The organism is Dehalococcoidia bacterium (assembly GCA_025054935.1).
Taxonomy (GTDB): domain Bacteria; phylum Chloroflexota; class Dehalococcoidia; order SpSt-223; family SpSt-223; genus JANWZD01.
Genome location: JANWZD010000001.1, coordinates 120345 through 133425 on the forward strand (window position 1 = coordinate 120345; position 13081 = coordinate 133425).

Consider the following 13081-nt stretch of genomic DNA (forward strand, 5'->3'; position numbering starts at 1 on the left):
GGCGAGCGGGTTAGAAGAGGGAGAGCTGTTTCGGCTCAGGCGGCGGCTCGGGCGCGGCGGTCGCTTTGGCGCGCCGCTCTGCGCGGGCGCGCTCGAGAAGCGCCGGCAGCTTCTGAAAATCCTCGAACAGCGCAGGCCGGAGCGCCTGATTGTGGAGCGCCGCTGCCGGGTGGAAGAACGGCATCACCCAGACCTCGCCGATCTTCGCCGGCTGGCCGTGGATGCGCGAGATACTCGCCTTGAAATAACGCGCCATCGAATGCCGCCCGAGCGTGCAGATGACGAGCGGCGCGAGGACCTGCAGCTGCGCCTCGAGCCAGGGACGACAGGCCGCGATCTCGTTCGGCAGCGGGTCGCGATTGTTCGGCGGCCGGCACTTGACGACGTTCGTGATGTAGACGTCCTCGCGCCGGAGGCCGATCGACTGGAGCAGTTCGGTCAAGAGCTGGCCGGCTTGCCCCACGAAGGGGCGGCCCTGACGGTCTTCGTTGAAGCCGGGCGCTTCGCCGATGAAGAGCACCTCCGCGTTCACCGGGCCTTCCCCCGGAACGACGCGCGTCCGCGCTTCGGCAAGAGGACAGCGGCGGCAGGCTTTCATCTCGGATTCGAGGGCAGCCAGGCGCTCAGCAGCAGTGGTCATGGGTGATCCCCCGAAGAGGACGGCGTGCCCAGCCCGGCCGCGATCGCCTCGACGAGCCGCTGGTCGATGGCGTTTTTGGCGACCCGGATCGCCGCCTTGATGGCGCGGGCGTCGGACCGGCCATGGGCCACGATCGCCAGCCCGCGGACGCCGAGGAGCGGCGCGCCGCCGTACTCAGCGTAGTCGAGCTTCTTGGCGATGCGGCGGAAAGCCGGCCGGAGGAAGCCAGCCGCTACCTTCGTCACGATGCTGGCGGTCAGTTCGTCGCGCAGGATCGCAAAGAGGGTCTCGCTCACGCCTTCGGCCAGCTTGATCACGACGTTGCCGGTAAAGCCGTCGGTCACGATCACGTCGGCGGTGCCGGCCGGAATGTCGCGCCCTTCGACATTGCCGATGAAGTTCAGCCCGGCTTCCTTGAGCAGCGGAAAGGCCTCCTGGACCAGCTGGTTTCCTTTCGTCTCCTCCTCGCCGTTCGAGAGCAGGCCCACCCGCGGTCGGCTGATGCCGAGCACGATTTCGGCATAGAGGCTGCCCATCACGGCGAACTGACGCAGCCAGTCTGGCCGAACGTCGGCGTTCGCGCCGACATCGATCAGCACGACCCGCCCCGTCCGCGTCGGGAAAACGGTGGCAAGTGCCGGCCGATCAACGCCAGGGAGCCGGCCCAGCGTGAGGAGCGCCGCCGCCATCGTCGCGCCGCTGTTCCCCGCCGACACGAAGGCGCCGCCCCGCTCCTTAACGCGCTCGATGCCGACGACGATGGACGAGTCGCGCTTGCTGCGCACGGCCCGCGCTGGATGTTCGTCCATCCCAATCACGCTCGCTGCATCCAGCACAGTGATCCCGTCGGAGGCGCCAGCGAGCTCGCGCTCGATGAGCGCCTGCGGTCCCACAAGCGTCACCGCGACGCCCAGCTCGCGCACCGCAAGCTGGGCGCCTTTGACAATCTCCGACGGCGCATGATCTCCGCCCATCGCGTCGACGACGATCTCCACCGCTCTCCCCCTCGGTCTTTCTCTGCCTAGCGCAGGCGTAACCGCTCAAGGATACCCCGAGACGGACCGACGACCTCGGGAAGAGAAGAGGGACGGCGTGACGAGGGATGAAGGCGGCTGAGTAAGTCGTGAGCGGCTTCGTCGTCGGGTGCGAGGGTGAGGGCGCGGTCGAGCGCCTGGGCCGCCTCCTCTCGCCGACCGAGGTCAAGCAGAGCCGCCGCGAGCGCGGTGAAGCATTCGGCGGTGGCGTGGGGGCTGCGGCACGCCTCGCGAAACTGCTCGACGGCCGCGCCGGTCCGTCCGCAGGCGTGAAGCACGCGTCCGAGCCGGAGGCGGAGCGTCGGGTCGTCGCCTTGGCGCTCAATCGCTCGTAAATACGCCGCCGCAGCCTCGTCGAACCGCTGTGCCGACTCGTATGCCTCGGCAAGCTTAACTTGGAATTCAATCACGGTCGGATTGCGGTCGGCGACAACCCGCCACTCTCGCACGGCAGCATCCACATGGCCCTGGTCGAGAAGGAGGTCGGCGAGAGCAAGCCGCACTTCATCGAGGGTCGGATCGCTCTCGAGGGCGCGGCGATAGGCGCGTTCGGCCTCGTCAAGGCGGCCGGCTTCGGCGGCGAGTACGCCGAGATTCGCGTGCGCTTCGGCGTGGTCGGGCTGGAGGAGCAGCATCCGGCGGTAGACCCGTTCGGCATCGTGCGGCCGCTCGTCGCGATAGTAGGCGACCCCGAGCAGCGCAAGTGCCTCCAGTGAGGACGGGTCGAGCTGGGCAGCTTCGTTTGCCGCGAGGATGGTTTCAACGAGGTCGCCCGCCGCGAGAGAGCGGCGCGCTTGCTCAAGCAGCGCATCGACACGCTGGTCTTTCCGGGGCGCTTGGGATGCCGCGTCGGTCGGCGGTGGAGCAGGCGGGGGGTCGGGCGGCCTCCTCGTCTCCTTCGGGAGGCGGAGGTCGGCGGCGGGCTCGCTGCCGGCGCGCTCTTCGAGGCGGCCGCAGCGGGCGCGCGCCCAGGCGAGGCCAGCCGTGGCTCGCGGATCGGTCGGGTCGAGGGCATGCGCGCGGCCAATCAGGGCGAGCGACTCGACCGGGTCGGCGACGATCGCTCCCAGCCACAGCAGGGCATCTCGCGACTCGCTGTCGAGGGAGAGGGCAAGGCGCAGCACCGCCTCGGCTTCAACGCGCGCGCCGAGCCGCGCGAGGAGCTTTCCGCCATCGACGAGCGCTCGGAGATTCGGGAGGGTCACCGCGCTCGCCCCCGACGCGCGATGACGATCAGGCGCGGACTGTCGCTCTCGAGCGGAGAGAGATCGTAGTCGCCGTACCACCCTTCCGGCGTGAAGCCGCTCAGCCGAAGCAGGAGGTCGACCTCGTTGCGGAAGAAGTAGCGCAGGCGGAGTTCGCCTCCAACCCGCCGGACGGGCTGCTCGGCCGACCAGCGGTCGTAGGTGAGACGGAGCGTCTGGACCTGAGCGATTTCGTCCACTGTTCGCGCGACGAGCTTTTGAACGTAGTCGCTCCCGATCGAACGCGTCCACGCATGGAGAACGAGGCTCTCCTCCCGCACCCACGTTCCCGGGTCGGCTGCGGCGAGGTCGATCACCAGCCTGCCGCGTCGTGTCAGAAGCCGGCGCACCTGGCGGAGCGCGGTGAGCTGCTCCTCGACGGTGAGGAGATGAGCGAACGTGTCGAGCGCAAAGATCGCGAGCCCCACCGGCTCGGCGAAAGGCAGATGCGCAGCATCTCCCGCGAGGTAGCGCACTGTCGGGAGGGCAGCGCTCCGTCGGCGGGCCGCGGCGAGCATGGCAGGAGACGGGTCAACCCCAATCACCGAGAAGCCGCGGCGCGCCAAGGCGTCGGCGACCCGGCCAGTGCCGCAGCCAACCTCGAGCACCGGTCCGCCGGTTCGGCGCGCCAACGCTTCGTAGAGGTCGATATCGTCTTCGAACCCCTCGTGCTCAAGGTCATACATCTCGACGAGGTCGGCGTACGGGTCGGCGCTCATAGCTCGTTCCGCGGCCACAACACGTACTCGGCCAGGATGACGATGCACAGCCCGGTGACAAGCGTCAGCGGGCCGACCAGCCGCATGCTTTGAAGCCCGGCAAGCCCCGCCACGTACAGGCCGGCTGGGATCGCCAAGATGGCGGAGCGGGCGATGCCGAGCGGCTGGTGGCGGGCAAGCGAGATCAACTCGAACGCCGAGGCCACGAGCAGCCACGCCGCCACTGCCAGCACGGTGATGAACAGCACGAGATTGACGTAATCATCAGGCTGGAGCCAGAAGACGATCGCTGTCGCGCCGCTGCCGGCCGCGACCGTCGCAAGCGGCAGCGCGGCGTGCCGAGCGATGTTCTGCCAACTCACCTGCATGGCTGCCAGTATAGCGAGCAAGCGGGCGGGCCGGAAGCAGATGGCAGATCACGGGATCATCGCCTACTATTGAGCAGCCCCCTGGGGACGGGAACATGGCGACGATCACGACCCATACCGGCGATGACGGAACGACCGGCCTGCTCGGTCCGGAGCGTGTCTCCAAGGATGATCCGCGCATCGAAGCGCTCGGCGCCCTCGATGAGGCCCAGTCGGCGCTCGGCTTTGCGCGCGCTTTCGCTCGGCCGGCAGCAGCCGAGCGTCTGCTTGCCATCCAGCGCGCGCTCTATCGGCTGATGGGCGAGCTCTCCACGAGCGGTCAGCCGAATGGCGATCAGATCGCGCGCGAGTATGACTTGTGGACGACCGTCGAGCAGGTCGAAGCGCTGGAGCGCGACATTCTTGCGTGGCGAGAAGCTGCGCCGAGCCAGTTCATCATCCCGGGCGACTCGCCCTTCGACGGCGCCCTGCATCTCGGCCGGGCGCTGGTGCGGCGCGCCGAGCGGCGGGTGGTCACCCTTGACCGGGCGGGGCTGCTCGCCAATCCGCAGTCGCTCCGCTACCTGAACCGTCTTTCAGATTGGCTCTACCTTTTCGCGCAGCAGGAAGCGTCGCGCCCGCCCCTCATCGCTCGGGAGCGTTCTCGGCGCGGAAAGAAGGAGCGAGGCTCCGACCAGCCCGCCTCCTCTGCGGCGAGCCCGACCGACGACCGCCGCTCCTGACCAGTCGGCTGGCGCTTCTCTCTGCCCAGCTGTGCGCGATAGCCCCATTGCCACAAAGAAGCTGCCCCGCGCGGAGATCAGTCGGATGAGGGCGGTCGATCGGCGGCCGCCTTCGAGTGCGCGTGGAAACGGCTCGGCTGGGGGTGCTGGGGGGCCGGGAGCGGTCAGTGGTCCGCGCTTTGCGCCTGCTTCTCTTCGGGTGCCGTCTAGGTCGGCGCGCCTGCGCTTCCGGTAGCCAGGCGGGCGACCGCTCGCGAACGGCGGTCACTGCCGAGCGCGGCGCAGGCGCGCCCCGCCGGAGCCGCTCAGGGGGCGAGGACCCACTCTGCGGGGAGGCGGTAGCGGTGAATGCGCGTTGTCTTGCCGGAGGCATCCAATTCGCGCACGATGCCGACCCGCTGGATGTCCTGATACGTGTTCTGGATCTGGACGATGCGCTTCGCGGTGAGATTGAAGATGACCGCCCCCGCTGCTACCGGCTTCAGACTGGCATCCCGCGTCCGGTCGTCTACCACCCGAAAGACGGGGACCTCATGGTCGCGCAGGAAATCGAGAGCGGCGTGAATGCGGCTGTAATTGCCCGGCAGGTTGTGCTCGTCGAAGACCGCGAGCCCCGCTTCTACATAGCTTCCGATATTCGCCCCATATTGGTCGGCAATGGCGAGCAGCTCGCTCAAAGTCGTCGGGTTGCGCGAGCAGGCGGCGACGAGGGGGATGAGGGCAGCACACGGGCCGATAAAGCTGACCCGGCCGCTCTGGTCGACCACGGTGTACCGCATGACATTCATGCTGCCTTCGATTATAGGCGGACTAGGGCTTGGTCGCCTCGGGGTTGCGCATTCCGCGCCACAAAATTGCTATCCCGAGGGGAAGAACAGGGAAGAGCACCGTGGCGTGGGCGACAAACGCGTAGGCGGTGGCCGTGTCGTCGGGCACGCCGAACGCCAGCAAAGTTTGGGCGGCGAAGAACTCGAAAGGTCCGATCCCTCCTTGCGAGGAAGGGAGCGTGATCGCCAAGTTAGCGGTCGCCGTCACGAGCAGGGCAACGTAGGCAGGCACGGTGATGCCGAAGGCGCCGAACACGAGGAGATAGACCATCGATTCGATGCTCCAAGCAGCGAGCGAGGTCAGCGCAATCGGCCCCAGCAGGTCCGGACGGCGCACGCCGGCGAGGCCGTCCAGGAACAGCTGGATCGCAGTTTCGAGGCGCGCGCCGAGCTGCCGCGGCAATCGCGCTGCCAGCCAATGGACTGCGGTGAGGCTGCGGCGGCCGCCGGCGGCGAGGAGAAGGAGGGCGGCGAGCAGTCCAAGAAAGAGGAGCGCGCCCGCGCGCAGGAGGTATCCGAACCAGTCGGCGAGAGGGGTGAGGAAGGAGACGACGCCGAGAAGAAAGAGGAGTGTCAGCCCGTCGAACACCCGCTCGACGACAATGGTCGCCAGAACAGCGGCGCGGCTGACCCCTTCGCGGCGGTGGAGTTCGTGAGCGCGTACCAGTTCACCTGCGCGCGCCGGCAAGACATTGTTTGCCGCAAAGCCGAGCACGAGGACCGCGACCAGCCGCTGAGGAGGGATGACGGCAATCGGCCGCAGTAAGAAGCTCCACCGGACAGCGCGGACCCAGACACCGACAAAAAAAACCGCGACCGCCGGCCCAAGCCACAGGTAGTTCGCCTTGGCGAACGCCTCGCCCAGCTGGGCGAGGTTCAGGGAGGGGTTCAGGAAGAGCGCAAGCAGAAAGGCGATGCTGATAATGAGGGGGATAAGGGCACGGCGCGACGACTGCTGAGCGAGGTGGCGCCAGAATGCATGCTCCGACAGCGCGACGCTGCCCTGCGCCTCACTCGCTGGTCGGCTCGCCAAGCGGTGGCTCCAGCGCAGCAGGCGGGACGATCGTGCTGAGCGTGAGATGCTCTCGGACAAAGACGGCGAGCCCAGCCCCTGTCACGAGGAAATATTGGATCGCATGCGCCAAGATCGCCACCGAGAAGCCCAGGGTTGCGCCGACGCCGAAGGCAGAGAGCGCGATCTTGGCGAATAGCTGGAAGGTGCCGATGTAGCCGGGTGCCGAGGGGATCATGATCCCGAGATTGACAAAGACCAGCAGAAAGAGCGCCGCCAACGCCTGCTGCTCGATCGAAAGGGGCACGGCGAGCGCTTCGAGGACGAAGAAATAGCCTGATGCCTCGAGCGACCAGACGATCACCGAGAGGATGATGATCGCGCCGAGATGGCGTCGCACGCGCAGCGCCTGAAGCCCGTTGAGCAGATTGGTGAGAAGACGGTCGGCGCGGCTGGCAAGGGACGCAGGAAAACGCCGCAGCACCGCGCGCGCAAGCGCGAGCGCAAGGCGCTCGTTCAGCAGGAGCAGGACGATCGCGGCTCCGACCGAAAGAAAGATGACCGAACTGGCGATCATCACGAGCCGGATCTCCGGCAGTTCGCCCCGCAGCGGGAACAGCAGCAGGAGTATCCCCATGAAGGCCAGCAGCGTCAGCCCGTCGAACACGCGCTCGACAACGATGGTGGAAAATGCGGTCGAACGGCTGAGCCCGGCCTTAGTGCCGATGAGGTGCGCCCGCACGAATTCCCCCATGCGCGCCGGCAGGACATTGTTTGCCGCGAAGCCCAGGATGAGCGCGCTGAAGAGGACTGGGAACGGCACGCGCTTAATCGGGGCAAGAAGCGATCCCCAGCGGCGGGTCCGGACGAGGTAGCCGAGGGAGACGCAGCAAACTGCCGGAACAACCCAGCCAAGCTGCGCGTGGGCGAAGATCTGCCCCACCTGGGCGAAGTCGACATCGCGGACCGCCAGCCAGAGGAGCACCGCGGTGACGGCGAACCCGCCCGCGATCCGAAGCCGATTGTTCAAGCGCGCTCACCGAGCGGAGCGGACCGACGCAGCACAAAGGGGGTGATCAAGCTCCGAAGCAAGATCGCAAGGTTCAATTTCGATTCGCCGGCAGTCCGCTCCTGAAACCGGATTGGGATCTCGACGATCCGATAGTTTCGTTGCTTGGCACGCCACAGCACTTCCTGCAGGATCCAAGGACCGCTGGCCGACATCGTCGCGAGGTCGAGCGCGGCTAAGGCATCGCGCCGGAACAGGCGGTAGCCGGAGGAGCAGTCGCGGAGCGACAGGCCGAGCGTCAGCCGAAGATAGGTGTTCGCAAGCCGCGAAACGATCCGGCGGGTGAGACCGCGGTTCACCTCGCCTCCGCCGGGAACATAGCGAGAGCCGACAACGATCTCGGCGCCGGTCCGGTCGGCGGCCGCGACAAGACGCGGAATGTCCGCCGGGTCGTGCTGCAGGTCGGCGTCCATCTCAACGACATAGTCGACCGGAAGCTGGACGCAGAACTGAAACCCGTCGATCCCCGCGACCCCGCGGCCTCGCGGGCCAGTGCGGTGGAGAACAAAGACGCGCCCGGGATGCTCGGCGGCGAGCTGGTCGGCGATCTGGCCGGTTCCGTCCGGTGACTGGTCGTCTGCAACCACAACACCTGCCTCGACTGGCAAGGCGAGGATCTGCTCGATGCAGGCGCGGATCGACCCCGCCTCGTTATAGGTTGGAAGCATCGCAACGACGCGCACCGGCTGGTTCCTCAGCACGCTGCGAAGCAGCACTGGCTGGCCGCATTGTAGAGGATGCTGCTGCGTTCGTCACGGTGGCAATCGCCCTCCTGGCGGAACTCGGGCATCCCCCTTCCCGGGCTGAGCGGGAGGGCAGCCTGCTCCTGCACGGTCGCGTTGCTGCGGGACGATTGACCCGTCCGCAGCGGCTCCTCTCGCGCTTCCCCGATTTCTGCTCCGCTCCTCCACCCGGTCCGCTGTGCTCACGCTGCCGCTTTGCAGGAAGGAGACCCCTGCTGCTGGAACGCGCTGCCGAAGGTAGGCGGCGGAGCCTAGGGCCGGATGCGCTCCATCGCGAGCGGAACAAAGGTCGACGACCGCTCGTCGAGGACGGCAAACGTGCCGAAGCTGGTGATGGCGGCTGTGCAGCGCAGAGCCGCCGCGTCGCAGGCGAGCGTGTCGACTTTTACCCACCGCTCGGCGGCGAGGGCCGAGCGGCCGGCCGCGCTCGTCAATTGGTATAGCCCCAAGGAGCGCATGACGGACCTGTCCGCGAACTGGCGCAGGTCGAACGTGATCGTCGTCTGGTGAGCGAGCTGGCACGGCTGGCCGCTGGGCGTCGTGCAGCCGAGGGTGAATGACGAGCCGAGGCTCGGGGCGTTGCCGGGCGTCTCGCTCGGACGGCCGTGGTTCTGGACAAAGATGGTTGCGCCAGCAGGCACGCTCCCTGGCGGAAAGAAGCTCTCGAAGGGAGGCGGCGGGGGCGGCGCCTTGGGGGTGGTGTTCGGCGGAGGCGGCGGCGTATAGCGGACCGTGCCGCCGCGCTCGTTCACGGGAGCCCTCGCGGGCTGTACAGTGGCATAGATCGCCCGGTGGGTCACGGTGAAGTAGGCATAGCCGTTCTCCTGCCGGTGAGGCGTCAGAACGACGCCGATGTCGCTGGTGACGGTGAGGATCTCGCCAGGGACGATCGGGAAGCCGACTTCGCGCTCAACGGGCGTCGCGACGTAGCCGCCGTTGCTCGGCGTGATCCTCCACGCGTGCGGTTCGTGGGGGTAGCCGGAGTCGACCCAGAGGACATGGCGCTGCAGCCCATCCGGTCGGGTGAAGACCAGCCACTGCAGCGAGTTGCAGCGGCGGCTTTTGGTCGCGTCGCCGAAACAGGGCTCGCTGCCGCCGATCGGCCGGCTTCCCCCGACCATGGTCGCCTCGCCGCGGTCTTCCGCGAAGACAAAGCCAAGCAGCTGGCGCACGCCGTACTGATAGGCGAGATAGGCTTGGGTCGGCTGACCGCGGTAGATAAGTCCCCAGTCTCCCGCCTCGCTCGGCCGGTCTGTCGCCAGGGCGAACCAGATGAAGATATCGACCGGCGCGTTGATGCCCCTGCTCGGCGCCGTGTGCGCTTGTAGGCTCTGCGCAAGCAGCGGCGCTACGAGCAGCGCCGGGGTGTCTGGCGTGAAGTCGACGCAGGCGCTGTTGTTCGGCACGGTGCAGGGCCGCGTATCGCGGCCGTAGGCGAGCCCCGTCTCCGCAATCACGATCGGTTTGTGGAACAGCTCCGGGTGCGGCGAGCTGGCGGCGGCGTCGCGCAGCGCGTCACGGAAGCGCTCGATCTTGCCGAGAAACCCGCGCGCGGTCGGGGTCTCATGGTTTCGGCGATAGAACAGGTACGAGTTGAACGAGACCAGGTCAAAATACGGTGCCCCGCCGGCAGCGAGCACCTGCGAGAAAAACCGGCAGTTGAAGGCGTAGCGCGAGATGTCGTCAACGGCGGCCGGCCGGCCGTGCGCGTCGAGGCGGGCAGGGTCGTAGCAGCCGTCGGCCGCGAGCGCCGCGAAGACGATCTTCGCTGCCGGGTCGGCTGCGCGCTTCGCGTTCGTTGCGCGTTTCAGGATCTCAACGTACTGCCGTGGACCCCAATTTGTCTCTCCCTCGCTCGGGTTGTACGGGTTGGTGGTATTGCCGAGGCATCCTCCGCCGAGGGCACCGAGATCGCCATTGGGCGCATCGAGATGTTTGAGGTAAAAGTCTGCCTCGTTGTGGATCTGCCAGTACGTAACAGCGCCGCGGGTCGCGCTGATGGGGGAGCGGCTGCCGTAGCGCTCCATCGCTGCGGTCAAGAACCGCTCGAAGGCATCCAGGCCAGCCGGGGTGAGAGGACCGCAGATCGCAGCGCCCGGGGTGTAGCCGAAGCCCGCAGGGGCGTTCACCACGATCGGCAGCGGCGTCATCCCCGCGGCCTTCAGCGCAGCAAACACTCCGTCGTAGCGCGACCAGTCATAGTGACCGGGCGCTTTCTCGATCGCATTCCACTCGAACGGCGTGCGGACGAAGCGGGCACCGGACTGCGTCATAAACTGCCACGTCGCTGAGCCGGGGGCGAGATTGGCATCCCATACCCCGAAGATATTGCGTGAGGAGGCAGGGGGGTCGGCTGCGGCGGGCGGCGCCGCTGTCAGGTGCGAGCCGCAGAGAACAAGGACCGCCGCCGCAATCAAAAGTAGCCGAGATCGGCCAAGGTGAAACGATGCCCGCACGTTCGCTTCCCCTTCGGAGACCGCGCGAGGGTGAGGAGCATGGCGACGAAGCGCCCTGCGCGGCCGCGTTCTTCGAGGATGATTTCGACGTGCAGAGGATGCCGATGAAGAGGAACTTCTAGGATAGTCGCGCTAGCCTAGTTGGGTCTGGAGATCGCGTGCTGGCTGCGGAGGGGCGTAGCCGTGAAGGCGGAGAAAGGCCGCCGCGATCTGGGGATCGAACTGCGTTCCAGCACAGCGCGCGATCTCGGCGAGCGCAGTCGAAACCGGAAGCGCCAAGCGGTAGGGACGGTCGGTCGTCATGGCGTCAAACGTATCGCAGACGGCGACAATCCGGGCGCCGTAGGGGATCTTCTCCCCTGCCAGTTTGCCCGGATAGCCGGTTCCGTCCCATCGCTCGTGATGGTGGAGCACGATCGACGCCCCGGCCCGAAAATCGGCGAAGCGGGCGACGATCTCGGCGCCGATTGCCGGATGGCGCTGGATCTCTGCAACCTCCTCGGGGGTCAGCGGGCGCGCTTCGGAGAGGATCGCGCTCGACATGCCGAGCTTGCCGATGTCGTGGACGCGCGCTGCTCGCACAATCACGTCGGTTTCTGCGCGGCTCAGCCCCAGTTCGCGGCACAGTTCCGCCGCGTAGCCGGCAACCCGCCGCGAATGCTCTGCGGTGTAGCGGTCGCGGAGATCGACGATATCAGCCAGCTGCTCGATCGCCTCCCGCGTTTGACGGCGGATCTGGGCTGTCTGATGGAGTGAGAGGGCGACGATCGCCATGGGGATAGCCACGAGCGCGATCGCCCACGGCCGGCCGGTGCCGACCAGTGCCGCGAGCGCGCCGAGCAGGAGCAGCGCCACATTTTGCGGCAGTTTGTCGCGCTGGTCGAGGAGGTAATAGCGAAGAAGCGGCTGGCCGAGCGCGAGGTCGGCGGCGACAGCGACAAGGATCGAGTTCACCGCGACCAGAACGACGCCCGCGGTAATGATTGCGGCGATCTCGCGTCCGTCGTTGAGATCGACGATGAGCGAGCGGCCAGCCACTGCGCCGCCCGCCGCTCCCGCGAGGATGCCAGCGAGCGAAAGGACCGCAACGTTGAACGCCCGCGCCAGCATGCTGTTGTGGCCGGGGCGAATGACGTACGCCAGCAGCATCCCCATCACCGTGACGAGGAGCGCAGCGGCGGTACCGAAGAGGAGGAGGGCAGCGAAGATGGCGGTGATGCCGACCCCCATCTTCACTTTGGGCGCCACTTCAACCGGGAACGCAATCCCAGCGGCGGTCAGAAGCACGAGCACGCCGAGCGAGAAGAGGTCGCTCTCCGCAAGCTCAAGCGGGGAAGAAGTTGAGAGCACAATCGCGGCGGCAACGCTTGCCGCCGCGATGATCGTCAGGTACCAGGTCCGCAGCGCAGCTTTGGAGGTCATCGTTTGGCCAGCGCCTGGATACTTTTCTGCTGGGCGCGGATATCGCGCTCGCTCAGCCGGATTGTCGTCGTCATCAGCGACGGCGCGCGCTTCGTGTCAAAGTTGCTGAAGACATCGGGACGAAATCCTGGCGCCGGCTGGATCCACGGGTTCTGCTGCAGGAAGGGCGAGGGGGCGGAGATCGGTTTCAATCCTGTCGTCGGCGTCGGGTCCTCGCGGTCAAAGGCGAGATATGCTGTCAGTTCGAGCCGGAGCGGTCCCGCGACGTACGACTGGATCTCGATGTCGTAGTTGCTGCCTCGGCGCTCGACCCGGGCGACCCGAAACCACGTATGCGCTTCGAGGTAGCGGAGCAGCGCGTCGCGGTCGGCCACGGCAACGCCGCGCTCGCGGATCCCCTGCGCCGTCAGCCCGGCGAGCGGCCGCGCGTCGCCGTTCAGTCCTTCCACCACGCGGGGGTCGATCACGCGGCTCGTCCGGAAGAACAGATGGAGGAGCACAGGGCCAGCATCAGTCTGAACCAAGATCGACGGGTCGTACTCGCAGAACAGGTCCTGCGCTGCTGCCGGCTGCGTGGGGAGAAGAACGCCGATGAGGAGCGCCGCGCCAAGCACCCCGCTGAGGATAGACCGCGCTCCTCGGTCAATCAGAATTCGTGTTCTCATCGAAGTACCTTCCTCAGACGCACTGCGCACATGGCAGGCGGCTCGAGCGGCCGTGGGAGGCAGCCATCCCGCCGCTCCCAGCGGACAGGCTAGCATGCGCTCGTGCCACGCGCAAGAGACGCGAATGGGCTAGCCCATCTGGATCCTGCTCTCCGCGCGG

Annotated in this window: 13 protein-coding genes; 1 reads left to right on the plus strand and 12 read right to left on the minus strand. The window is 67.2% G+C overall.

Translation table 11 applies throughout. The features are described 5' to 3' along the window. Positions 1–10: 10 nt before the first annotated feature. From NZ773_00505 to NZ773_00525, 5 genes are read right to left on the minus strand one after another with little or no spacing between them, the layout of a single operon-like run. A complete protein-coding gene (locus NZ773_00505) occupies positions 11–640 on the minus strand; it encodes a uracil-DNA glycosylase (protein ID MCS6800413.1) in 630 nt (209 codons plus the stop codon). Further along, entirely contained in the window at positions 637–1635 is a 999-nt protein-coding gene (plsX, locus tag NZ773_00510) for a phosphate acyltransferase PlsX (protein ID MCS6800414.1), read from the minus strand. The genes NZ773_00505 and plsX overlap by 4 nt, the downstream gene beginning before the upstream one ends. Before the next feature lie 26 nt (positions 1636–1661). Next, positions 1662–2879 (minus strand): tetratricopeptide repeat protein, encoded by a 1218-nt coding sequence (locus tag NZ773_00515; GenBank protein MCS6800415.1) that lies wholly within the window; start codon positions 2877–2879, stop codon positions 1662–1664. Next, a complete protein-coding gene (locus NZ773_00520; protein ID MCS6800416.1) occupies positions 2876–3637 on the minus strand; it encodes a class I SAM-dependent methyltransferase in 762 nt (253 codons plus the stop codon). Before NZ773_00520 ends, NZ773_00515 begins: the two co-directional genes overlap by 4 nt. Next, positions 3634–4005 carry a hypothetical protein gene (locus NZ773_00525; protein MCS6800417.1) on the minus strand — a complete coding sequence of 124 codons (372 nt, stop codon included), beginning with the start codon at positions 4003–4005 and terminating at the stop codon, positions 3634–3636. The genes NZ773_00520 and NZ773_00525 overlap by 4 nt, the downstream gene beginning before the upstream one ends. A 95-nt stretch (positions 4006–4100) precedes the next feature. Here NZ773_00525 and NZ773_00530 point away from each other — a divergent pair, with 95 nt between their 5' ends. Continuing rightward, the gene (locus NZ773_00530) at positions 4101–4727 is read left to right on the plus strand and encodes a cob(I)yrinic acid a,c-diamide adenosyltransferase (protein ID MCS6800418.1); all 627 of its coding nucleotides are present in this window, start codon (positions 4101–4103) and stop codon (positions 4725–4727) included. A gap of 305 nt (positions 4728–5032) precedes the next feature. Here NZ773_00530 and NZ773_00535 read toward each other — a convergent pair whose 3' ends face one another. The 7 genes from NZ773_00535 to NZ773_00565 form a co-directional block, all read right to left on the minus strand. Then, positions 5033–5515: a hypothetical protein gene (locus NZ773_00535; protein MCS6800419.1), complete on the minus strand. Its 483-nt coding sequence runs from the start codon at positions 5513–5515 to the stop codon at positions 5033–5035. Positions 5516–5537: 22 nt separating this feature from the next. Next, on the minus strand, positions 5538–6587 hold the full coding sequence (locus NZ773_00540; GenBank protein ID MCS6800420.1) for a flippase-like domain-containing protein: 1050 nt from the start codon (positions 6585–6587) through the stop codon (positions 5538–5540). Beyond that, a complete protein-coding gene (locus NZ773_00545; GenBank protein MCS6800421.1) occupies positions 6565–7596 on the minus strand; it encodes a flippase-like domain-containing protein in 1032 nt (343 codons plus the stop codon). The genes NZ773_00540 and NZ773_00545 overlap by 23 nt, the downstream gene beginning before the upstream one ends. Then, positions 7593–8318: a polyprenol monophosphomannose synthase gene (locus NZ773_00550; GenBank protein MCS6800422.1), complete on the minus strand. Its 726-nt coding sequence runs from the start codon at positions 8316–8318 to the stop codon at positions 7593–7595. Before NZ773_00550 ends, NZ773_00545 begins: the two co-directional genes overlap by 4 nt. A gap of 311 nt (positions 8319–8629) precedes the next feature. Beyond that, a complete protein-coding gene (locus NZ773_00555; protein ID MCS6800423.1) occupies positions 8630–10834 on the minus strand; it encodes a hypothetical protein in 2205 nt (734 codons plus the stop codon). A gap of 132 nt (positions 10835–10966) precedes the next feature. Continuing rightward, complete coding sequence (locus NZ773_00560) at positions 10967–12256, minus strand: HD-GYP domain-containing protein (protein MCS6800424.1); 1290 nt, start codon at positions 12254–12256, stop codon at positions 10967–10969. Continuing rightward, the gene (locus tag NZ773_00565; protein ID MCS6800425.1) at positions 12253–12921 is read right to left on the minus strand and encodes a hypothetical protein; all 669 of its coding nucleotides are present in this window, start codon (positions 12919–12921) and stop codon (positions 12253–12255) included. Before NZ773_00565 ends, NZ773_00560 begins: the two co-directional genes overlap by 4 nt. Between the last annotated feature and the right edge of the window lie 160 nt (positions 12922–13081).